Source organism: Micromonospora sp. LZ34, from assembly GCF_052981855.1.
In genome coordinates, this window is record NZ_JBRIQN010000021.1 from 29,614 (window position 1) to 50,982 (window position 21,369).

The window sequence follows — 21,369 nt, forward strand, 5'->3', positions numbered from 1 at the left end:
CGGCGTGCGCCGACTTCTTTCTCGGACGGGCATCCTGGGTGAAGACGCCGCCCGGACTCGTGCTAATTCCGCATAAATCGGTCCTCCTGGTGCCGGATTCATGGCTCGTCAGCGACCCTGTGTCGCTGGCCCGTCCACGATCGCGCCGGCGGACGTCCATCGCCCCAGGGAAACCCCCGGGTGTGGGCCCGTGGCTGAAACCCCGGGTGCGTTCGGCGCCGGAACCCGCGAGGTTTCGCCAGGCACGTACGGTCTGCGGCCACCGCTACCTGCGGCGGCGGAGTGGAGGTTTGCCCAGGCAGGCAGACCCGATCTGAGTAAAATGACCGTATTGGCCGCACGACCTACCCAGCCGCGGACTAGGAAGATCGACTCATGGGGGGTGCCCGCCATCGATACGCGGGTCGAACTGCGGGGCCGGGGCCCGGAGTTGGCCGCGCTGGAGCGGGTGCTGGCCACCGCGCGGTCGGGCAACAGCGCGGTCCTGGTCCTTCGCGGTGAGGCAGGGATCGGCAAGACCGCGTTGCTGGAGTACGCGGCCAGCCGGGCCGTCGGGTTCCGTACGGCTGGCGTCGCGGGCATCGAGTCGGAGATGGGGCTTCCGTTCGCGGGCCTTCATCAGCTCTGCGCGCCCATGCTGGGTCAGCTTCATGAGCTGCCCGGACCGCAGCGCGATGCGTTGTCCGTCGCGTTCGGACTACGCGAGGGCGAGGCGCCCAACCGGTTCCTGGTAGGCCTGGCGGTGCTCACTCTGCTGGCCTGCGCCGCCGAGGATCGGCCGCTGGCCTGCCTCGTCGATGACGCGCAGTGGCTGGATGACGGGTCCATGCAGGTGCTGGCGTTCGTCGCCAGGCGGTTGATGGCCGAGTCGGTGGCGTTGGTCTTCGCCGTGCGGAAGCCTGATGACGATCGTGAGCTGGCCGGTCTGCCGGAGTTGATCGTCGAGGGCCTCAGCGAGCCCGACGCGCGTGCCCTGCTGGCTTCGGCCGTCCGCGCGCCGCTCGACCCGCTGGTGCGGGATCGGATCGTCGCCGAGGCGCACGGCAATCCGATGGCCCTGCTGCATCTGCCGCAGGCGCTCGCACCCGCTGAGCTGGCGGGCGGATACGGGCTGCCCGGCAGGCACGCCCTGGCGAGCCACGTCGAGAGTGCCTGTTATCAGCAGTTCCGGTCACTGCCTCCGGACAGTCAGCGGCTTCTGGTGACCGCCGCGGCCGAGCCGACCGGAGACGGCGGCCTGCTGTGGCGCGCAGCCGGTCTGCAGGAGATCCCGGTGGACGCCGCGGTGCCAGCCGAGAGCGCAGGGCTGGTGGAGTTCGGCGCCAGGGTGCGCTTCCGCCATCCGCTGGTGCGCTCCGCCGTCTACCGACGGACGCCTCCGCCCGACCGCCGGTCGGCGCACCGAGCGTTGGCACAGGCCACCGATCCCCACCGTGATCCCGACCGCAGGGCGTGGCATCGCGCTCAGGCCGCCACCGGGCCCGATGAGAACATCGCCGTCGACCTGGAGCGGTCGGCTGACCGGGCTCAAGGCCGGGGCGGAGCCGCTGCCGCCGCCTCGTTCCTGCGGCGGGCGGCGGAGCTGACGCCCGATCCCGCGCGACGCGTCGCCCGGGCGCTGGCCGCCGCTGAGCTCGACATCGACGCCGGCGGGACGGAACAGGCCGACAGCCTGTTGGCGGCCGCGGAGGCCGGTCCCCTCGACGACCTGCAGCGGGCCCGACTCGAGCGGTTGCGAGCCCGGCTGGTGTTCTCCCAGCTACGCTGCGCCAACGCACCGCGGCTTCTGCTCGACGCCGCACACCGGCTCGCGCCTCTCGATGGGGCCCTTGCGCGTGACACCCTGCTGGAAGCGGTGGGCGCGGCGATCTTCGCCGGCCGGCTGAGTGAAGGAGCCGGGCAGCGGGAGGTGGCCGAGGCAGTCCGCGCCGGACCGTCCCCGCCGACCCCGCCGCGGACGGTCGACGTCCTGCTGGACAGCATGGCCGGCTTGATCATCGATCGGTGCGCGTCCACTGTCGACGCTCTCCGGCGGGCACTGGACATCGTCCGGCAGGAGCAGAGATCTGGCGCGACGGATGCGGACCGGCGCTGGCTGTGGCTGGCGTTCCGGGTGATACCCGAGCCTCTCGCACCGGAGATGTGGGACGACGACGCGTGGCACGAGATGGCGAGCGCCGCGGTCCGCATCGCCCGCGAAACGGGTGCGCTCTCCGTCCTCCCGATGGCGCTGACCTACAAGGCGGGCTTCCACGTGCACGCCGGCGAATTCGATACCGCGGCGGTTCTGATCGACGAAGCGACAGCGATCTCGGAGGCGGCGGGCGGCGTGCCCATGATGTACACGTCGCTGGTGCTCAGCGCCTGGCGTGCACAGGAACCCCAGGCACGTGACCTCATCCAGACCACCATCGACGAGGTGGGCGCCCGGGGCGAGGGACGCGTTCTCAGCCTCGCCGATTACGCAACCGCGGTGCTGTACAACGGCCTCGGCCGCTACGACACCGCGCTGGCGGCCGCGACACGCGCGTGCCAGTACGAGGATCTGGGATTCTTCGGGTGGGCACTGGCCGAACTGATCGAGGCGGCCGCCCGCAGCGGGCAGCCAGCGGCCGCCGTGGCGGCGCTGGACAAGCTCACCGAACGCACCCGCGCGGGCGGCACCGAGTGGGCCCTGGGCGTGGAGGCCTGCTCGCGCGCGCTGCTGAGCGACGACCAGGAGGCCGACGCGCTCTACCGGGAGGCGATCGAGCATCTCGGACGCTGCCGGATCGTCGTCCAGCTGGCCCGCGCCCGTCTGCTCTACGGCGAGTGGCTGCGTCGCCACCACCGCCGCCAGGAAAGCCGTACCCAGCTACGCACCGCCTACGAGGCCTTCAGCCGGCTCGGAGCCGACGGGTTCGCCGAGCGCGCCCGCAGGGAGCTGCTGGCCACCGGCGAGACCGTACGCAAGCGGACGGCCGGAACTCTCACCGAACTCACCAGCCAGGAGGCCCAGATCGCCAGGCTGGCCAGAGACGGGCACACCAACTCGGAGATCGCCGCCCAGCTGTTCATCAGTCCACGCACGGTCGAGTGGCACCTCGGCAAGGTGTTCACCAAGCTCGGAGTCAGCTCACGCCGGCAGCTCCGCACGTTGCCCTCCACGCCGGGAGCGCCGCCGACGGGGTGATGGCGATCAACGAGGCCGGGTCGCGTTCCCGACGCCACCCGGCCCCACGATCGCCCCCGGCGGGTCAACCCAGATGCGCGTCGATGGCCTCGATGATGCGGGGACGGAGTTCGGCTGCCCGGATGACCGCGTCGACCGAGCCGACCTCGACCGCACGCTGGATGTTGTGCACGCGGTCGAACTCCGTGGCCACCTCGCCGAGCTTCTCCGCGCGGACCGAGGCGCGGAGCTCGTCGAGTTCCGCGGTCAACGCGGCGCGGTCGGCGCCGGCGGCCGCCGCGACGCGGGCCTCCAGATCGCGTACGCGCGGGTCGGCGGCGGTGCGGGCGTCGACGTCGCCGGAGAACACCACCGCGGCGGCGGGTGCGCCGCCGAGCACCGACGCGAACGAGCCTTCCAGGGCCAGCACGGTCATGTTGGGGTTCAGCGCCTTCGAGAACACCACGAACGCGCCGCCGTGGTACCGGGAGATCACGCAGAACACGATGGGCCCGCGGAAGTTCACGATCGCGCGGCCGATCTCGGCGCCGTACTCCAGTTGCAGCTTTCGCATCGACTCGGGCGAGCCGTCGAAGCCCGACAGGTTCGCCAGCACCACCAGCGGTCGGTTGCCGCTGGCCGCGTTGATCGCCCGGGCGGCCTTCTTCGACGACCGCGGGAACAGCGTGCCCGCGGTGTAGGTGTCCGGGCCGTCGGTGGGCGGGAAGCCACGGCGGGGCACCGCCCGTGACTCGATGCCGAGCAGGCACACCGGGATGCCGCCGAGGTGTACGTCCTGCACGACCGCGGTCTCCGCGTCGGCCATGCCCGCCCAACGTTCCAGCACCGGGTGGTCCTGGTCGGAGAGCGCCCGCATCACCGTCCGGATGTCGAACGGCTTCTTGCGTTCCGGGTTGGCCGCGGCGGAGAAGATCTCGCCGACGGTGGTGAAGTCGCTGCTGGCCACGGCATGCGGGAAGTCGGAGATGTCCCGGTCGGTGGGGTCGGTGGTGTCCGCCCGCCGCGGCGCGTCCTCGCCGGGTGCGACGTACGTGTGGTCGTAGTGCGCCATCAGCACGTCCCGCGCGGCCGGGAGGTTTGGCGCCCAGTACTGCGCCTGCCCGTTGGGGCCCATCACCCGGTCGTAGCCGCCGATGCCGAAGTTGTCCTCCGCGGACACGCCACCGGAGAAGTCGAGCGACTGCTTGCCGGTGAGCACCATCGCCGAGTCCGGCGTCATCACCAGGACGCCCTTGGTGTGCATGAGCATCGTCGCCTCGGCGTTCCAGTACGGCTGCGCGCCGACGTTGATGCCCGCGACCACGATGTTGATCTCACCGCCGTCCTGGGTGAACTCGACGATCCGCTTGAGCGCCGCGGCCACCCAGTCCATGTTCTCCGTGCCCGACGTCATGGAGATCCGGGCGCCGGCGGAGAGCGCGTACCACTCCAGCGGCACCCGCATCCGCTCGGCCAGGTCCAGCGCGGCGATCACCCGGCGGCACTCCGGTTCCGACAGCGCACCCAGCGACTTCGTCGGGTCGCCGAGCAGCACCACCCGGGTGACACCCTGCGGGTGCCGTGGGGTCGGCGTGGTGACCAGGCCGGCGACGATCGCCGCGCTGTTGCGCCCCTTCGGCCGGTCGACCGGCACCAGCGCATGGTCGTCGTCGAGGTCGTGCTCGACGAAGTCGCCGAGCAGGCCGGTCAGCTCGTACGGGTACACCGTGTTGCGGCTGCTCGCCCGCAGCACCTTCAGCCGGTAGTCGTCGAGCGGCTCGACCGGCTCGACCGGCGGCTCGCCGATGGTCAGCTCGGCGCCGCCCGTGGCGCCGAAGGAGATCCGTACGGCGATCTTGGTCAGTTCGCCGGTCGTGCGGTCACGCTGCCGCGCGATGAACAGGATCTCCTCCAGCCCGGCGCCTGCGGTCGTCGGCCGCACTCGCCCGGCGATCATCTCCATCTCCTCGCGGGTGAGCTCGCTCGGCGGCCACACGTAGACCACGATCCGGTTGGTGTTGAACCGAGTCTTCGACGAACGCCGCGACTGCGCGCGGCGGATGGAGTCGAGGCACGCGGCGACGGTGTCCTCGGCGGTGGGCAGCGCGACCAGCCGGCCGTCGTGCTCGCGCAGTTCGGTCAGGTCGCGCAGCTGCGCGAACGCGACGAGACGCTCGTCGGACGGGTTCTCCCGCGCCACGCATCGGAAGAGGTAGACCTCCTCGTCCGCCGACGGCAGCCGGGTCAGGTCGAACTTGCGCAGCCGCTCCAGCTGCATCCGCTGCGCGATGTACGGGTGCAGGCCGCGGATCAGCCGCTCCTCGGCCATCCCGGCGCTCGACGGGCGGAACGTGAAGTGGTGGTGCATCACCGCTCCGCCTCGACCGGCGACGGTGGTGGTGACCCTGCGGACCTGGGGCGGCAGCGGGTGCGCGTTGACGACCTCGAGCAGCGCGGCCACCATCGCGTCGAAGTCCTCCGGCTGGCTCTCCCAGGCGAGGTAGATGTCGGCGTCGACGGCGTCCTCGCCGCTTGCCAGCTCGGCCAGCCCACGCAGCGCGCCGCCCAGCGCGTCGAAGCTCACCGCGGCCGAGACCACGCTCGAGTCCGCGCGCTCGGCGACCACGAACCGGCAACCCGCGACGTCGTGGGTGCCGACGCTGGTGAGCCCCTTGTTGCCGTAGTACCGCCGGGTCAGGACTTCCAGCATGACCGCGTTGTCGAGGTGGTCGCGCCCGAGCCGCTGGCCGAGCAGCCGAACCAACGGCTCGGTGCTGCGTACCATCTCGGCGATCCGCTCGGCGCGGTCCGGCGCGTCCGGCTGCGCGTCCAGCTGGCGCAGGTGCCTGCGGACCTGGGCGTAGACGCGGGCGCGGTTGCGGCGCAGCAGTGGCTGGGCGAACCAGGCGAACACCACGCCGCGGGCGAGGTCGGCGACCACGGGGAAGCGGACCTGCGTCGCGGCCACCAGCCGCTCCAGCGCGAGGCCCGCCGGCTCGCGCAGCGTCTCGTCCGGCGGCGACTCCCGCAGCCACGTGCGCAGCAGCGTCGCGACGACCGTGGCGTCGGCGGACGCGCGTTGCTGGGCGAGGAAGATCCGGAACACGGCGGCTTCGAGTTCGGGGGAGCGCTCCAGGTCGGTGACACCGTAGTGCCCGAGCGCCTTGGCGAGCTTCGCCTGGAACGAACTCGGCAGGCCGGCCCGCTCGACGTCGAGGCTCTGCAGGTAGGTGTGGAAGTACTCGCGGGCGCTGTGCACGTGGGCGTCGCCGCCGTCCTCGCCGGTCGGCCGGTTGCGGCTCAGCTCGGCGAGGTCGGCGAACACGTTGACGAGGTCGAGTTCCTCGGCCAGCGGCCGGTACCCGTCCTCGGTGGCCGCCCGGCGTGCGGCCAGGTAGTCGTCGAGCACCCGGCCGTCGTCGTGCGGGTCGACGTCGAAACCGAGCAGCAGACCGCGCAGGTCCTCCTGGCCGCGCGTGGCGCGCTTGCGCGCCGGGATCTCGGCGGGCGCGGCGGGCAGGTCCAGCTCGACGGCCGCGGCGGCCGGGCCGGCCGCGGCCTCGTCGGCCTGGTCGGCCAGCGGCTCCAGCCGCAGCAACGGCGCGCCGGCCTCCACCTGGCTGCCCACGGAGACGGCGCATTCCTTCAGCCGCGCCTTGAACGGCGCCCGCAGCACCGTCTCCATCTTCATGGCCTCCAGCACCAGCACCGGCGCGCCGGCCTCGACTTCGGCGCCGACCTCTAGTGGCGTGGCGACGACCAGCGCGGGCATGGGTGAGCGGACGACACCGCCCTCGTCGCGGCTGACCCGGTGCGTCACCCCGTCCACCTCGACTAGGTGGATCGGCCCGTGCGTCCCGGTGAGCAGGCGGTACCGGGCGCCGTTGACGACGATCTGCCCGGTGTGCCGGTCGAAGCGGTCAAGCTCGACGTCGGCGGCGCGGACGGCCCCGCCCGCTTCGATGCCGACCCGGAATCGGTGCGCGCCGACCCGTGCCACGCGCAGGCGGTAGCTGACGCCACGCAGCTTGAGGTCCAGCGGTCGGCCGCCGGCGTGCTGCACCTGCGGGCGCCCGCCGGACGCCGTCGACAGCAGCCGCCGCCGCTCGGCGCGTTCCTCCTCCTCGTACGCCTCGATGGCGGCGGCCGCCAGCGCGACGGCGGAGTGCCGGTGCGCGATGAGCCGGCCCGCGCCGCGGACGCGGTCGATCCAACCGGTGTCCGCGCTCGCGTCGATGACCTCGGGCTGGTCGAGCAGGTCGAGCACGAAACTCTTGTTCGTCGCGCCGCCCTCGATGATCACCGTGGTGTTCGCCATCGCCCGGCGCAGCCTGCCGAGCGCCTCGTCGCGGTCGCGACCGTAGGCGATGATCTTCGCGATCATCGAGTCGAAGTCGGCGGGGATGGTGTCACCCTCGCTGACGCCGGTGTCCACCCGGATGCCCGGCCCGGCGGGCAGGTCCAGCCGCGCGATCCGGCCTGGGGAGGGCGCGAAGTCGCGGTCCGGGTCCTCGGCGTTCAGCCGGGCCTCGATGGCGTGCCCGCGTTCCACCGGCGGCTCGCCTTCGAGCCGCCCGCCCGCGGCGACGTGCAGCTGCGCCTTGACCAGGTCGAACCCGGTCGTCGACTCGGTGATCGGGTGCTCGACCTGCAGGCGGGTGTTGACCTCGAGGAACGCGAACAGCCGGTCGCCAGGGTGGTAGAGGAACTCGACGGTCGCCGCGCCCCGGTAACCGACCGCGACGGCCAGCCGTTCGGCCGACGCCTTGAGCTCGGCGGCCTGTGCCGGGCTGAGCACCGGCGACGCCGACTCCTCGATGACCTTCTGGTTGCGCCGCTGCACCGAACAGTCGCGGACACCGAGCGCCCACGCCGTGCCCTGGCCGTCGGCGATCACCTGGACCTCGACGTGCCGGGCACCGGTGACCAGGCGCTCCAGGAACACGACGCCGCTGCCGAACGCGCGCGCCGCCTCCTGGCTGGTGCGCTCGTACGCGTCGGCGAGCTCGGCGGAGTTCGTGACCACGCGGATACCGCGTCCGCCGCCGCCGGCGGTCGCCTTCAGCATCAGCGGGTAACCGATCTCGGTCGCCGCCGCCAGCGCGGCGTCCAGGGTCTCGACCGCGCCGCGGCTCCACGGCGCGACCGGCACGCCGACCTCTTCGGCGATCAGCTTCGCGCCGATCTTGTCGCCGAGCTGGCGCATGGCCTCCGCGTTCGGCCCGACGAAGGTGACCCCGACCTTCTCGCACAGCTCCGCGAACGCCGGGTCCTCGGCGACGAAGCCCCAGCCGACCCACGCGGCGTCGGCCCCGGTCTCGACCAACGCGCGCTCCAGCTTCGTCAGGTCAAGGTACGGGCGCGCGGACGCGGGACCGAGGTCGTAGGCGATGTCCGCCTCGCGCACGAACGTGGCGGTGCGGTCGACGTCGGTGTACAGGGCGACGGTCTCGATCCGCATCCCGGTCTTCGCGGCCAGCTCTCGGACCGCGTGGATGAGCCGCATCGCGGCCTCACCACGGTTGACGATGGCGATACGGCTGAACACCCGACCGACCCCTCCGGTAGACCCACGATGTACGCGCCGCGAGACCCCGGCCTCCGGCAGCGCTCACCTTTCCGCCTGCCGGCTGGCAGCGCCATGCCGTAACCACCGAACCCTGCGCGGCACCAGTTGTAGGAACCGAACAAAACTTTTTATCCGCCCAGCCCGCGGCCGGGGCGGATGCGAGCCTCGGCCAGCCGGGCAGGTGTCGGCCGCCTCTCACTCACCCGGACCGCGAGGACTGACCGCTGGGAAACCGTGCCTGCCGCCGCTGAAGCATTCGTCAGCGTCGGCAGGCGACAGCGACCGGTGCCGGGGTGGTCAGACGGCCTGAGCGAAGCAACCGATCGCGACGGCCAGCGAGAGCACCGCCATCGACACCGTCATGAGGGGTTTGCGAAGGCGCATCGGAATCCTCCATTGCCTGGTCGGGGTGGCTCACCAGCTGTGCCGGATGAGCCACTCGTCGGAGTTGTAGGTGTCCCGCGCCGGGTCCGGCAGCGTGGCTGCTCGTTCCTCGACCATGTCCTCGGGACGGATTCGCCGGGGCAGCTTGCCGAACCGGGCGCGGCGTGTCGCTTCGGCGCGGTCAGGGCCGTGGGGTGCTGGTCGCATCGCATCCTCTCCTCAGTGGCCGGGTGATGCTCGGGTGGCGGCCGACGAGGCCCGCCACGGGCGGGCGGTCAGGCGGCGGCTGCGGCGGGCCGCCGCCGCGTCAGGCGGGGACGCAGGCCGACCAGGAGCGCGGCGAGGACGGCCCACAGCGCGAGCGTGAGCACAGGGCCTACGGCGTGCGCGCCGTGGAAGTAGCTCAGGTCGGTGATGGCGCGCACGGCCGCCCCCGGGGGCAGCAGTGGGGAAACGGCTCGGGCCGCGGCGGGCAGGAGGTCGACACCTGTGGTGGCGCCGCTGGTGGCGTTGCCGAGGGTGAGCAGCAGCAGGGTGGCAACCGGGACTCCGACCGGGCCGAAGTAGGTGCCGAGCAGTTTGGTGGTGAGCGCGGCCGCGGCTGCCAGCAGGGCGAGCGTGAACACCAGCGGGAGAACCGGGGCCGGCACGGCTTCCAGAATCGGGCCGGCGATGATCGCCGCGAGGGTGCCGATGGCCAGGGAAGCGCCGGACAGCAGCCAGAACCGGTGGCGCAGGCGCATGAGGCCGGCCAGGCCGAGGGCGTTCGAGCCGAGGACGAAACCGGCCAGGGTCACGCCGAACGCCATGTAGAAGCCGGCCAGTCCCCGGGCGTCGAAGTGGCTCAGGGGAACGACGTCCTCGACGGTGACGTGCGTGCCGGCACTGTTGGCGTAGGCGCCGACGAGGTTCTTCACCGCCGTCGTGGTGGACGGGCCGTCCGCGCCCGCGATCTGCAGGCGCAGTTGGCCCGGGCCGTCGGTGCTGAGCGTGGCGACCACCTCGTGGCGTTCCAGGGCGTGGCGCGCGGCTGCGGCGTCGGCGGCCGGGTGGACCTCGACGCTGTCGCCGAGGGCCTGACGTATCTGGCCCGGCAGCTCCGGTCCGGTCACCGCGATCGGCACCTGGTGGGGCTGGGGGTCGCGCTGCAGACCGATGTAGCAGCCGATGAAGGCCGCCACGACGATCATGGCGATCAGGGTCGGCTGAAGCCAGGCCCGCACCGGCGGCAGGCCGCCGGTGGCCTGACCCGGCTGGCGGGAGGGCGCGGCCGCTGCGGAGGGTGTCCGCTCGCGCTCGGGGGTGTGTCCGTTGGGCGTTTCCATGACTCTCCGTGGAAGGGGCGGGCAAGGGCGAGGAGGACCAGGCGGAGGCAGACGCCCGGCAGGCCCTCCTGGAGAGCGGGTACCTCCAGCTCGAACCGGATAGGAGCATATGCTCGTATCTGGGGAGCGGCAAGGTGGCGCCGGCGGCCCTTCGCATTGGGCGCATATGCGCCTATCATAGGAGGGAAGGCCCGGAGGAGATCATGAGTGCTCACCTGACGAACCTCGACCCGTGCAACTGCCTCGCACTGCGCAAGGCCACCCGCTACCTCACGGCGACCTACGACAAGGCCCTCAGCCCGGTCGGCCTTCGTGCGACGCAGTTCACCATCCTGCGGAAACTCAGCGCTCGCGGAGAGATGACGATCACCAGCCTCGCTGACATGATCTCCATGGACCGCACGACGATGGCCACAAACCTCAAGCCGCTCACGCGGGAGGGCCTGGTGACCGTCGAGCCGTCGACCGGCGACCGCCGCGCGAGGATCGTGGCGATCACGCCCGCGGGTCTCGCCCGTATGAATGCCGCCCTGCCGCTGTGGCAAGCCGCGCAGGCCCGATTCGAGGAGCGGTTCGGAGCCGACGAGGCGGTCCGACTGCGGGCATTCCTGGACGCCGTCCTCCAGACCGGCTTCCAGCCCTGGGCCGAGTGAGGCCCGGCCCGCCCGGCGGGTCGCTTGCCGGGCGGGTGGCCGTTACCCGTGGTCAGGTGTGTTGGCGTGGCGCCACGAAATCGGGAGCCGGCTGCGGGGACGTGCCGGTCACCTGCGTGATGATCTCCGCGGCGACGTCGCGGAGCTTGCGGTTGCGGTGCTGGGACGCCTGCCGGAGCAGGGCGAACGCCTCCGTGGCGGTGCATCGCTGCTGACCCATCAGCACGCCGAGGGCCTGGTCGATGACGCTGCGGGAGGCCATCGCGTCGGTGAGCTGCTGGTGCAGGAGGGCCTGGTCGGCCTGGCGGAGGATGACGGTCAGCGCCGCCGTCCCCTGGTCGGCGAACGCCACGGCGTGCTGGCGGGCTCGCTCGGTGAACGCGGCGGGGTGGGTGGCGTACAGGTTCAAGGCGCCCACGGTCTCCCCGTCGACCGTCATCGGCAGCGACAGCGAGCTGGCGATGCCGAGCCGGAGCGCGTGTTCCCGGTAGCGGCACCAGCGTCCGTCCTCGCGCAGATCGACGACCTCGACGACCCGTCCACTGCGCAGCGCCTGGAGGCAGGGACCCTCGTCGGCGCCGTACTGGATCTCGTCGGCCCGGGCGGCGAGGTCGCCGCTGGCGGCGACGGTGAAGGCACCGCCGTCCCGGCGCACCGTCAGTCCGCAGGCCACGGCGGGGGAGACCATCTCGGCCGCGACCTCGACGACCTGGCCGAGGAACACATCGATGTGGGGTGAGTCGGCGAGCAGGGTCAGCAGTCGGCCGTACGCGGAGGCCAGGTGCGATTCAGCAGCATCGGACACCACTGCTACCTCCTGAAATCCATGTGTCCGTTCGGTTCCACTGAAGGTGACGTGACCGTCCTGGCTTACTTCCCGGGGAAGCGCCGGCCGGTGCGTCTGAGCGCCCAGGAGCCCACGCTCCGCAGGAGCGGGGTGCGGATCGGGCGCGACGCGGCTAGGGTCGAGGTGGGTTCGGACATGAGCCCAGGACCAGTGCCGCCCACCCACGGTGGGCCGATCGACCCGGTCCAGACGTCCTCACCGAGGAGCAGTCTCATGTCCGTCCATCAGGCGCCGCACCCGGCACCGCCGGAAATCACCCGCCAGTCCATCCTGTCCCTCGCGGTCGCCGCGGAGGGACCGGCGGTGGTGGTGGAGGTCCGGGGGCCACTCGACATGGACACGGTCGACCTGCTCGTCGACCTGGTCGACAAGGTGATGGCCGGCCCACCGCTCGCGGTGCTGGTGCTCGACCTGAGCGGAGTGAGCTTCTTCTGCGCCGCCGGGATCACCGCACTGCTGACCGTACGCCGGCGCGTCGCCGCGGAGGGCTGTGCGCTGGTGCTGCGCAAGCCGTCCCGGATCACCACCACCGTCCTCAACCTGGTCCGCCTCAGGGACGAATTCACCACTGAGTGACCTGCCTTTCGCTCCATATCCAGCGTCTTACCCTGGTCCGGGCTGTCTGCCGGACCTGTCGCTACGGGAGACGTACCCGGAGTTGATCAACCTGAAACCTCGGCCGAGGCGCGCCGGACGGCCGTTGCCGTTCATGGGGAATTCCGCCGGGTGACGTTGACGTACGGAAAATTCCCGACAATCATCCCTGTCTATGACTTTGGGCCGGGTGGGCGTGACGATCCGCCGTACGCTGGTGTGCTCTTTCGTCGCGTTGTGCTCGGTGCTCGCGCCAACGGCAGCGGCACCAGCCGCGCCCGAGGCGTCGAGCGTCTCCGCCGCGTCGGCCACCCTGGCCGGCTACCCGGTGTGGGCGCACTTCACCGATCCGACCGCGGGACGCGACTACACCATCATCACCGAGCTGCAACGGCTGATCGACGCGGCGCCCGCCGGCTCCACCGTCCGCGGGGCGATCCACTCCCTCAGCGTGGACTCCGTCGCCGACGCGCTGCTGCGTGCCCAGAGCCGCGGCGTCACCGTGATGGTGATCCTCGACGGCAAGAACGCCACCTCGACCGACTCCGCCATCGCGAAGATCAAGCAGCTGACCAACCACCGGTTCTGCCTGAACAGCAGTGGCGGCAACGGCTGCATCAGCACCAGCGCCGCGGGCGACATGCACACCAAGCTGATCACCTTCACCAGCACCACCGATCCCAACGGGGTCGCCCGCGGCAACGTCGTCTGGTTCGGGTCGAGCAACCTCACCTACGCCACCGGCCCGGACGCGTTCAACAACACCCTCACGGTCTACGGCGACGCGACGCTCGCCGCCGGGCTCAACGCCAACTTCGCCGACATGTGGAACCGCCGGCACTACAGCGGCAACGACTACTACGACTCCGCCTCCGGGCGGGGCTACTACCAGGCGGCCGCGGCCGACGTGTACGCGTCCCCGGAAGGCGCGGGGCAGACCGACACCATCGTGACCCGGCTCAACGACCTGACCCCCGACGCCGACTGCCGGCTGCGCGTCGGCATGGCGGCGGTGACCACGGGCCGGCCGCAGATCGTCGGTCTCGTCACCCGGTTCCGCTCCGCCGGGTGCAGGGTCTGGATGGCGATCGGCACGAACGCCGAGGGCGGCATCGCCATGAGCCAGTCGGTCTACAACGAGCTGCTCGACGCCGGGGTCGCCATCCGTCGCAAGGACAAGGTGCACGACAAGTTCTTCGTGGCGTACGGCAGGTACGGCAGCGCCTACCAGTACCGCATCTACACCGGGTCCCAGAACTGGACCCAGGACGCCCTCAACGAGAACGACGAGATCTTCGTCAAGATGGCACCGGAGACGGGCACCGCCCACCCGCTCTACGACGCCTACTACACACACTTCAACGATGCGTACAACGCCGGGGTGACCTGCTCCAAGAGCAACTTCCCGTGCCGCTGAGCCCGCCCGCGACGAGGCGGACGGGCTCTCACGCGGACATCAGCCGCACCAACCCGCCTTGTTGTTGCCGGCGTTGGAGTCGGTGGGCGGGTAGTAGATGTTGCCGATCACCCAGATGCATTTTCCGGCGGCGTAGGCGGTCACCGGTCCGGCGTAGTACCGGTAGGTGCCGTGGTCCCGGTCGTCCGCCGCGAGCAACCGGCAGTTGCTGGTGCCGGACGAACAGACCCACAGCTCGACGGACATGACCTTGCTGACGCCCCAGGTGTTCGAACTCGACACCGTTCGTGCGCAGTTGTACCCGCCGCTGTAGTAGACCTCGACATACCCGTACCTCGTCGAGCCGTTGATGGCCACGTCCCCGTACAGGTCGAACCCACCGACCCTGGAGCCCGAGCAGGTACCGGTCGCGGCCTGCGCCGGCGGGTTGGCGAGGAACGCGGTTCCGGTTGTGAGGAGGACGAGCGCGGCGAGCATCGCCAGGACTCGCGATCGCGAGGTGGTCAAAGGTGCCTCCGTGTCTCTCGGCGTGCCACGCCGCGGCGAGCGGCGGGACCTGACCGCCCGCGGCACCTCGGCGGGCGGCACGGCCGCGTACGTCGACATCCGGGGCGGTTCAACAGGGGCACAGTCAACAGGCGTCGCACCCGGCGGCCGAGTGTTTCGAACCAGTTCGAATCACTCAGCCGGTGACCCGCGGTCGACCCGGACCGCGGATCTCCTCCTGCCCCGGCCGACCCGGATCCAGCCTGTCGGAACGGCCGGCGAGGTGCGCAAACCGCAGTGACCGCGACGGGCGACGTCGACTCTGCCGTCGCCGGCCGACTACACCGCAGCTCTCAAGCCGGCTGGGCGGACAGGTCGACGGCTGCGGCGCCGACGATCGCCGTGTGGCCGTCGTTCTGCACGTAGCCGACCACCGAGGCGTGTCGCGGATCGAGATCCGGCGGCAGGTCCAGTTCCACCCGCCCAGGCCCGGCGTCCAGACCCCCCGACGCGAAGGCGCGCACCACGTTGTCCTGCCGCAGCGTCCGCCCGGCGTTCTCGCCCCGGGCGACCTCGCTTTCCAGGCCCCGCTCCACGATCGCCACGTTCAACACCGCCCGCGCCGGCGGCCGCTCGGTCCGGTAGTTCACCACCACCCGGCGCCCGTCGTCCGCGCCGTCCTCGACCGACAGGGTGAGCGGCGTAACGGCCGCAGCCGTCAGGGCGGACGCGATCGCGTCCGCCGCCGCTCGACGATCGGAACCGACGAACTCGACGGTGCCGTTGACGACCATCTGCGGGGTGTACAACCGCCCGGTGCCGAAGGCGCGCGCGTACGCCTCCTGCCGCGCGGTGTACGCCGCGTCGGCCAACGGATCGGCCCAGCCCAGGTAGTCCCAGTAGTCGACGTGGAATCCGAGGGCGAAGACCGGCTGTCCCCGCTTCCGGGCGTCACGCTCGATCTCGCTCAACAGTTCCTCGGCTGGTGGGCAGCTGTTGCAGCCCTGGGAGGTGAACACTTCCACGACGGCGAAGCCCGCGCCGGCCGACGCGACGTCCCCGGCCGGCTGCGGCGACGCTGACGGGCGGGCACGATCCGACCCGGTGCGCGATGGGTCCGTCATGGCGCGTCTCCTCCGTCACGGCTGCTCGCGGCCCTCCGATTCCCGTTATGGCCGCGACCATGCCTGGTAACGCGCGATGGGTCACTCGGGTCTCCGGAAGCGGCGCAGGTCCGGAAACTGGTCGGTCAGAGGTAGTTGAACAGCGGGGGAAAGACCAGGACCACGACCCAGGCCCACGCGCCGTACACCGGTAGGTAGCCGGTCTGCCAGCGCTCCAGCGCCGCGAACCGGGTGCGCCGGCGGACGAACCCCAGCACCAGCCACGCCGACCAGGCGAGATTGGCCAGCAGGATGACGTTCTCCCCGAGCGCCGCCGCCTTGTTGGGTGTGGTGCCGTACTCGGTGATCCGCCCGGTGATCTCCACCAGCACCAGCAGGTCGATGAGGAGGGCGCTGACCACGAGGGCGAGCTGCAGCTTGTCGAACAGGCCGGGCGGGGCCAGCGGATCGCGGGCGGAGATCGAGTAGAGCAGCAGCCCCAGCACCACGACCAGCAGGAGGTCGAACAGGATCAGCGCTTCCCGCTCGACGTTGATGCCGGCGGTGGTCCAGCCGAGGGCAACGAGGAAGGCCAGCAGCACGGCGGTGAACAGCGGGGTGAACAGCCGCGTGAGCACGGGGGCGATGTTCTCGACGACACTCTGCTTGGCCTCGACGAGCCACCCGGCCACCACCACCGCAGCGGCTGCGCCGCAGGGCAGCAGCCACTTCGAGACGAAGTCTTCCGGGGAGATCCCGATCGCCTCGAAGGTCCCGAACATGAACGCGGTCAGCACCCCGCCACCCAGGGCGATGAGGACGTAGTAGATGAAGCATTCGCCGGTGAAGCGGATGAAGTCCATGCGCCGGCGTGACGAGCGCAGATCGTCGGCCACGTAGGCCAGACCGACCACGAGCCACAGGGCGATCGGGAGATGGATGCTGGTGAGGACCACCGACTGGGAGTCCTCCGCGAGCGGGTAGGCGTTGGCCGCCAGGGCGCCGAGTGCGAACAACGCCAGCAGTGCCCCGATCAGCGCCCTGCTGGCATGACGGCGCCAGGCCAGGAAGGCCGCCAGCCAGGGCAGCGCGAACAGGCTGGCGTTGGTCGCATAGCGCGCGCCATCTTCTTCGAAGGTCATCCCGAACAGTTCCGGCACCTTGACGGACGCTGCCGCGCCCGTCGCGCAGATGACCATCGCCAGCAGGTCACGCCGTGATCGGGTGTCCACCACCGGGCCGCCAGGCTCGCCGGTCAGCACCAGTTGCTTCCAGAGCCGTTCCGAGTGTTCCCGGGCGAACTCGCGGGACAGATCGTTCAGGCTGCCCATGCGTTTGATCGCGACCAGGAACGCCTCGTCGGCGCGGAGGCCGACGGCGATGAGCTCGTCGACGGAACCCCGGAGGTGGTCCTCGAGCTCTTCGGCGTCGGACTGGCGTAGCTCCGGGCGGCGCTGCACGTGTTGCCGCCATTGAGTGAACTGGGCCTCCAGCTCGTCCGGCGCGGTCATGCCCGGCCCTCCAGCGGGATCGCGGTCAACGGCCTGAAGTCGCCGGAGCCGAGCCAGATCTGCCTGAGGGCGTCCACGACGGTGTCCCACTGGCGGCGTTGTTCGGCGAGCTCGGCCCGGCCGCTGTCGGTGATGCGGTAGTACTTGCGCCGTCGCTCTCCGGCGACCGACTGCCAGCTCGACTCCACATGCCCGAGGCGCTCGAGCCGGTGCAGCAACGGGTAGAGCAGTCCCTCGGTCCAGTCCAGCTCACCGCCGGACATCTGGTTGATCCGCCTGAGGATGGCGTAGCCGTAGCTCTCGCCCTCGACGAGGATGCCCAGCACCATCGGCGTCGCCGAGGCGGCCACGAGATCCTTGGTGACCCGCACGAGACCTCCCTGCACCCGTACCTAGAGCCTTGATGCATAGTAGTTCTAGGTATCGTCAGGGCACAAGGAGCCGGACACGGGCTGTCACCCGCTTGTGGGTGGCGCGCCGGCTGAGGTGGCCACGTTCTGCAGGGCCTTGGCGAGCGCCTTGAGGTCCAGGCCCGCCAGGTGATCGAGGAAGTGTCTGCGCACGGCGGCCAGGTTGGTGGGCCAGGCGCGTTGTAGGCGGGCGAGGCCGGCGTCGGTGAGGACGGCGTTCCAGCCCCGGGCGTCCTCCGCGCACCTGACCCGCTGGATGAGCCCCTGGCTCTCCAGTCGGTGCAGGACGCGGCTCATGCCACTGAGCGACATTTCGCAGGCGGCGGCGACCTCGCTCACCCGCAGCCGCCGGTCAGGGGCCTCGGAGAGGTGCATCAGCGCCAGGTAGTCGATGGTGGGGAGCCGCTGCTCGCGGAGCAGGTCGGCGTCGATGGCGCGGGGGAGGGCGTACATCACGCGATTGAGGGACCGGACCACGGCCTCTTCGTCCGGATCGAGCGGTTGCAGCCCTTCGGGGACGGGCGTCGGATTCGATGTGACGGTGGACATAGGCGCACTCTACTTGCTTGACGAAGCAACTTGCAAGAGTACGGTTGCTTCGCCAAGCAAGGACATCCGTCGGGGTGTCCGGTACGAGGAGGAAGCGCAGATGACCAGGATCGGAATCATCATCGGCAGCACCCGGCCGGGACGGAACGGCGCCGCCGTGGGGCAGTGGGTGTACGAGGTCGCCAAGCAGCGCGCGGACGTCGAGGTCGAACTCGTCGACCTGCTCGACTACAAGCTGCCGCACCTGGACGAGGTGTACCCGCCGGCGATGGGCCAGTACCAGCAGCCCCACACGCTGGAGTGGGCCAACACGATCGCGTCGTTCGACGGGTTCGTGATGGTGACGCCGGAGTACAACCACTCCACCTCCGGCGCGCTGAAGAACGCGATCGACTTCCTCTACAGCGAGTGGAACAACAAGGCCGTGGGCTTCGTCAGCTACGGCTCCGCCGGCGGCACCCGGGCGGTGGAGCACCTGCGGCTGATCGCCGGCGAGCTGCAGATGGCCGACGTGCGGTCCCAGGTGGCGCTGTCGCTCTTCACCGACTTCGAGAACTTCAGCGTCTTCAAGCCCAGCGACTTCCAGCGGGACTCGCTGAACGCCACCCTCGACCAGGTCGTGGCCTGGAGCCGGGCCCTCGCACCGCTGCGGGCCAAGTGATCCAGCGGTTCTCCCGCGTCACGACAAGCGAAAGGGATAGGACAATGCGTGGACTCAAGGGCAAGGTCGCCCTCGTCGCCGGTGCGGCGCCGGGCAACATCGGTGGAGCGACAGCTGTCCGCCTCGCGGAGGAAGGCATGCTGGTCGTCGCGGCGGACCTGAACCAGGCCGCCGCCCAGACCGTCGTCGACGAGATCACCGCCGCCGGCGGAACAGCCGTGGCGCGAGGCTTCGACATCACCGACGAGCAGTCCTACCGGGACCTGGTCACCTTCACCGTCGACCGGTTCGGCGGCCTGCACGGCCTGTTCAACGTGGCCGCGGATCTCTCGCCGCGGAACATCGGACGGGACACCGACGTCACCTCGGTGCCGGTCGATGTCTGGAAGCACACCATCGACGTCACCCTCACCGGCTACATGTACGGCATCCGCTACGGGCTGCCGATCATGATGAAGCAGGGCGGCGGCTCGATCGTCAACACCATGTCGAGCGCGGTATGGCTGGGCGAGCCCGAACGCGTCGCCTACCAGGCGGCCAAGAGCGGGCTGGTCGGTCTGACCCGGCACACCGCGACGCTCGGCGGCAAGCACGGCGTTCGCAGCAACCTCGTGTCGCCGGGTGTGATCCTGACCGGCGCCGCGCTCGAGACCACCACCGAGGAGTTCCGCGAGCAGATGCTCGCGACCGTACGCTCGCCGCGGCTGGGAAGGCCGGAGGACCTCGCCGCCATGGTGGCCTTCCTCTTCTCCGACGACGGCGCCTACCTCAACGGGCAGTCGCTGCTCGTCGACGGCGGCGCCAGCTTCACCTGATCCTCACCGGGCGCGTGCTCGCTCCGAGCGCGCGCCCCCGCGTCCCCGCGTTCGGACGAAAGTTGAGCTATGGACGAGACCGTGGCCCGGGCGATGATCGAAGCCCACTTCGAGGCCTCCAACGTCAGCGCACCCGGCGGCGGGCCGGGCGACGAGATCGCCCGCGCTTCCGAGATCTACGCCGACAACGCGGTGCTGGAGTGGCCGCAGGGCGGCGAACGCGTCCGCGGCAAGGCCAACATCACCGCCGTCAGGTCCAGCTACCCCGCCCGCCAGGAGTTCCACCTGCACCGGACCGTCGGCTGCGGGGACCTGTGGGTCAACGAATACACCATCCGGTACGACGACCGGCCCATCATGGCCGTGGGGATCATGGAGTTCCGCGACGGCAAGGTCGTCCGGGAGCGCATCTACTTCGGGGAGCACTGGGAACCGCCGGCCTGGCGGGCGCAGTGGGTCGAGCGGATGGACCCCGAGGCCACCTGAGTATCCGCACGATCAGCAGCGCCGGCCGCCCGCGCCGAAACGCCGCGCAACGCCGCACGCCGGTCCTCGGCCGGTTCCTCGCGTGGGTCAGCCGGGTGACGTCCGGCCGGCCCTGCGCAGCCCGAGCAGGGCGACCAGGGCGAGGAGGATGACGGCGACCGAGTACTCGTTCGCGGTCCGGGGCAGGCCGCCGCCGTAGACGACGAGGAAGCCGGCGATGACGGTGGGCAGCCCGAAGCCGACGTAGCAGACGATGTAGAACAGGGAGAGCACGCTGCCGCGTTCGTGCGCCTCCACCAGTGGCAGGATCGTCTTGAGGCTGCCCTGGAAACCGCCACCGAAGCCGACGCCGCCGAGCGCGAGACCGACGAAGAAGCCGGGAACGGATTCGGTGGTGACCGACACCAGCGTGATGGCCATGCCCAGGATGAGAGCGACGATTCCGGCGAGCATCATGGTTCGCGCGGCCGCGTTGCGCAGCAGCACGACGGTGATGGACCCGACGATGCCGAAGACGAAAAGGAGCAGGCCGGCAGTCACGATCGAGGTGTTCATCAGGGCGCGCACGACCGCCGGACCGAGCGCGCCGAAGAAGCCGGCCAGCGCCCAGACGGCGAAGACCACCGGCAGGACGACCGGTACCAGCCCGCGCACGGCGTGCGGCAGGCTGATCTCCGGCCGCAGACTCCGCAGGGCTCCCTTCATCGGCGTGACCGTCTCCGGCATGAGCACGACGCCGACGACCTGGATCAGCAGGATCACCAGCAGGACGACGTAGACCAGTCGGGTCGGCGCGGGCAGGAACTGGATGAGCAGCGCCGAGAGCAGGGCACCGGTACCGGTTCCGATACCGGGAGCGACCGAGTTCGCGAGCGTGCCGCGGGCGCGGCTGATGTCGAGCATGCCGGCACCGACGGCGCCGGTGGCGGCGCCGGCCGCGAGCCCCTGTACGACGCGGGCGGCCAGCAGCGCGGGTACACCGTTGGCGGCGATGAAGACGACCAGCGAGATCATCTGGACCACGATCGCGACGAGCAGGACCGGCCGCCGCCCGACATGGTCGGACAGCTTGCCGAACGTGAGCAGGGACGCCAGGACCGCGACGGCGTAGACGGCGAACACCACGGTCGTGACGATCGGCGAGAAGTTCCAGCGCTCCTGGTAGATGCCGTAGAGGGGAGTCGGCGCTGCCGCCGCGGCCAGGAACGACACGAGGATCGAGGCGAGCAGGATCAGGGAGACGTTCGGCGAGAGCCGCCTCGATTCGGCGATACTCATCAGGCGTTTCCTCCGGTGAGCGGCAAGTGGCGTCCCGGTGAGGTGGATGGACCGGAATCGCTCCTGCTGACAGGCTGCGGCGGAGTACCCGATGCGCCCCCTGACACGCGGCCTGGACCGGCCCCGATGC

17 protein-coding genes are annotated in these 21,369 nt (G+C 70.8%); 7 read left to right on the plus strand and 10 right to left on the minus strand.

All coding sequences use genetic code 11. The features are described 5' to 3' along the window. Positions 1 to 382 precede the first annotated feature (382 nt). On the plus strand, positions 383 to 3,172 hold the full coding sequence (locus tag ACVCAH_RS21800; RefSeq protein ID WP_447138025.1) for an ATP-binding protein: 2,790 nt from the start codon (positions 383 to 385) through the stop codon (positions 3,170 to 3,172). Positions 3,173 to 3,236: 64 nt separating this feature from the next. Here the strand turns inward: ACVCAH_RS21800 and ACVCAH_RS21805 are convergent, their stop codons facing one another. From ACVCAH_RS21805 to ACVCAH_RS21815, 3 genes are all read right to left on the minus strand, one after another. After that, the gene (locus ACVCAH_RS21805; RefSeq protein WP_447138026.1) at positions 3,237 to 8,699 is read right to left on the minus strand and encodes an ATP-binding protein; all 5,463 of its coding nucleotides are present in this window, start codon (positions 8,697 to 8,699) and stop codon (positions 3,237 to 3,239) included. Between the two features lie 435 nt (positions 8,700 to 9,134). After that, positions 9,135 to 9,311 carry a hypothetical protein gene (locus ACVCAH_RS21810; protein WP_447138027.1) on the minus strand — a complete coding sequence of 59 codons (177 nt, stop codon included), beginning with the start codon at positions 9,309 to 9,311 and terminating at the stop codon, positions 9,135 to 9,137. A 68-nt stretch (positions 9,312 to 9,379) separates the two neighbouring features. After that, positions 9,380 to 10,429 (minus strand): hypothetical protein, encoded by a 1,050-nt coding sequence (locus ACVCAH_RS21815; RefSeq protein ID WP_447138028.1) that lies wholly within the window; start codon positions 10,427 to 10,429, stop codon positions 9,380 to 9,382. Between the two features lie 8 nt (positions 10,430 to 10,437). On the opposite strand from ACVCAH_RS21815, the gene ACVCAH_RS21820 reads away from it, so the two are divergent. Continuing rightward, the gene (locus ACVCAH_RS21820) at positions 10,438 to 11,082 is read left to right on the plus strand and encodes a MarR family winged helix-turn-helix transcriptional regulator (RefSeq protein ID WP_447138029.1); all 645 of its coding nucleotides are present in this window, start codon (positions 10,438 to 10,440) and stop codon (positions 11,080 to 11,082) included. 52 nt (positions 11,083 to 11,134) lie between these two features. Here ACVCAH_RS21820 and ACVCAH_RS21825 read toward each other — a convergent pair whose 3' ends face one another. Continuing rightward, positions 11,135 to 11,887: a GAF and ANTAR domain-containing protein gene (locus tag ACVCAH_RS21825; RefSeq protein ID WP_447138030.1), complete on the minus strand. Its 753-nt coding sequence runs from the start codon at positions 11,885 to 11,887 to the stop codon at positions 11,135 to 11,137. A 255-nt stretch (positions 11,888 to 12,142) separates the two neighbouring features. On the opposite strand from ACVCAH_RS21825, the gene ACVCAH_RS21830 reads away from it, so the two are divergent. Further along, positions 12,143 to 12,505: an STAS domain-containing protein gene (locus ACVCAH_RS21830; RefSeq protein WP_447138031.1), complete on the plus strand. Its 363-nt coding sequence runs from the start codon at positions 12,143 to 12,145 to the stop codon at positions 12,503 to 12,505. 193 nt (positions 12,506 to 12,698) lie between these two features. Then, positions 12,699 to 13,940, plus strand: coding sequence for a phospholipase D-like domain-containing protein (locus tag ACVCAH_RS21835; protein WP_447138032.1), 1,242 nt, complete (start codon positions 12,699 to 12,701; stop codon positions 13,938 to 13,940). 39 nt (positions 13,941 to 13,979) lie between these two features. Here the strand turns inward: ACVCAH_RS21835 and ACVCAH_RS21840 are convergent, their stop codons facing one another. The 5 genes from ACVCAH_RS21840 to ACVCAH_RS21860 form a co-directional block, all read right to left on the minus strand. Then, complete coding sequence (locus ACVCAH_RS21840) at positions 13,980 to 14,447, minus strand: hypothetical protein (protein ID WP_447138033.1); 468 nt, start codon at positions 14,445 to 14,447, stop codon at positions 13,980 to 13,982. A gap of 332 nt (positions 14,448 to 14,779) precedes the next feature. Next, positions 14,780 to 15,550 (minus strand): DUF1223 domain-containing protein, encoded by a 771-nt coding sequence (locus ACVCAH_RS21845; protein ID WP_447138034.1) that lies wholly within the window; start codon positions 15,548 to 15,550, stop codon positions 14,780 to 14,782. Positions 15,551 to 15,675: 125 nt separating this feature from the next. Then, the gene (locus ACVCAH_RS21850; RefSeq protein WP_447138035.1) at positions 15,676 to 17,040 is read right to left on the minus strand and encodes a permease prefix domain 1-containing protein; all 1,365 of its coding nucleotides are present in this window, start codon (positions 17,038 to 17,040) and stop codon (positions 15,676 to 15,678) included. Beyond that, on the minus strand, positions 17,037 to 17,411 hold the full coding sequence (locus tag ACVCAH_RS21855) for a PadR family transcriptional regulator (protein ID WP_447138036.1): 375 nt from the start codon (positions 17,409 to 17,411) through the stop codon (positions 17,037 to 17,039). Before ACVCAH_RS21855 ends, ACVCAH_RS21850 begins: the two co-directional genes overlap by 4 nt. Before the next feature lie 84 nt (positions 17,412 to 17,495). Further along, the gene (locus ACVCAH_RS21860) at positions 17,496 to 17,999 is read right to left on the minus strand and encodes a MarR family winged helix-turn-helix transcriptional regulator (protein ID WP_447138037.1); all 504 of its coding nucleotides are present in this window, start codon (positions 17,997 to 17,999) and stop codon (positions 17,496 to 17,498) included. A 100-nt stretch (positions 18,000 to 18,099) separates the two neighbouring features. Here ACVCAH_RS21860 and ACVCAH_RS21865 point away from each other — a divergent pair, with 100 nt between their 5' ends. The 3 genes from ACVCAH_RS21865 (at position 18,100) to ACVCAH_RS21875 (ending at position 19,961) form a co-directional block, all read left to right on the plus strand. After that, positions 18,100 to 18,660, plus strand: coding sequence for an NADPH-dependent FMN reductase (locus ACVCAH_RS21865; protein WP_447138038.1), 561 nt, complete (start codon positions 18,100 to 18,102; stop codon positions 18,658 to 18,660). A 44-nt stretch (positions 18,661 to 18,704) separates the two neighbouring features. Next, entirely contained in the window at positions 18,705 to 19,475 is a 771-nt protein-coding gene (locus ACVCAH_RS21870; protein WP_447138039.1) for an SDR family NAD(P)-dependent oxidoreductase, read from the plus strand. 69 nt (positions 19,476 to 19,544) lie between these two features. Next, a complete protein-coding gene (locus tag ACVCAH_RS21875) occupies positions 19,545 to 19,961 on the plus strand; it encodes a nuclear transport factor 2 family protein (protein ID WP_447138040.1) in 417 nt (138 codons plus the stop codon). Positions 19,962 to 20,048: 87 nt separating this feature from the next. On the opposite strand, the gene ACVCAH_RS21880 is transcribed toward ACVCAH_RS21875, so the two are convergent. After that, the gene (locus ACVCAH_RS21880) at positions 20,049 to 21,239 is read right to left on the minus strand and encodes an MFS transporter (RefSeq protein ID WP_447138041.1); all 1,191 of its coding nucleotides are present in this window, start codon (positions 21,237 to 21,239) and stop codon (positions 20,049 to 20,051) included. Positions 21,240 to 21,369 lie beyond the last annotated feature (130 nt).

What these genes read in the sequence shown, in the direction of transcription:
- ACVCAH_RS21830 (WP_447138031.1), top strand. Translation starts at nt 12,143, where the DNA reads ATGTCCGTCCATCAGGCGCCGCACCCGGCACCGCCGGAAATCACCCGC.
- ACVCAH_RS21875 (WP_447138040.1), top strand. Translation starts at nt 19,545, where the DNA reads ATGGACGAGACCGTGGCCCGGGCGATGATCGAAGCCCACTTCGAGGCC.
- ACVCAH_RS21815 (WP_447138028.1), bottom strand. Translation starts at nt 10,429, where the DNA reads ATGGAAACGCCCAACGGACACACCCCCGAGCGCGAGCGGACACCCTCC.
- ACVCAH_RS21845 (WP_447138034.1), bottom strand. Translation starts at nt 15,550, where the DNA reads ATGACGGACCCATCGCGCACCGGGTCGGATCGTGCCCGCCCGTCAGCG.
- ACVCAH_RS21850 (WP_447138035.1), bottom strand. Translation starts at nt 17,040, where the DNA reads ATGACCGCGCCGGACGAGCTGGAGGCCCAGTTCACTCAATGGCGGCAA.
- ACVCAH_RS21880 (WP_447138041.1), bottom strand. Translation starts at nt 21,239, where the DNA reads ATGAGTATCGCCGAATCGAGGCGGCTCTCGCCGAACGTCTCCCTGATC.
- ACVCAH_RS21860 (WP_447138037.1), bottom strand. Translation starts at nt 17,999, where the DNA reads ATGTCCACCGTCACATCGAATCCGACGCCCGTCCCCGAAGGGCTGCAA.
- ACVCAH_RS21865 (WP_447138038.1), top strand. Translation starts at nt 18,100, where the DNA reads ATGACCAGGATCGGAATCATCATCGGCAGCACCCGGCCGGGACGGAAC.
- ACVCAH_RS21870 (WP_447138039.1), top strand. Translation starts at nt 18,705, where the DNA reads ATGCGTGGACTCAAGGGCAAGGTCGCCCTCGTCGCCGGTGCGGCGCCG.
- ACVCAH_RS21810 (WP_447138027.1), bottom strand. Translation starts at nt 9,311, where the DNA reads ATGCGACCAGCACCCCACGGCCCTGACCGCGCCGAAGCGACACGCCGC.
- ACVCAH_RS21835 (WP_447138032.1), top strand. Translation starts at nt 12,699, where the DNA reads ATGACTTTGGGCCGGGTGGGCGTGACGATCCGCCGTACGCTGGTGTGC.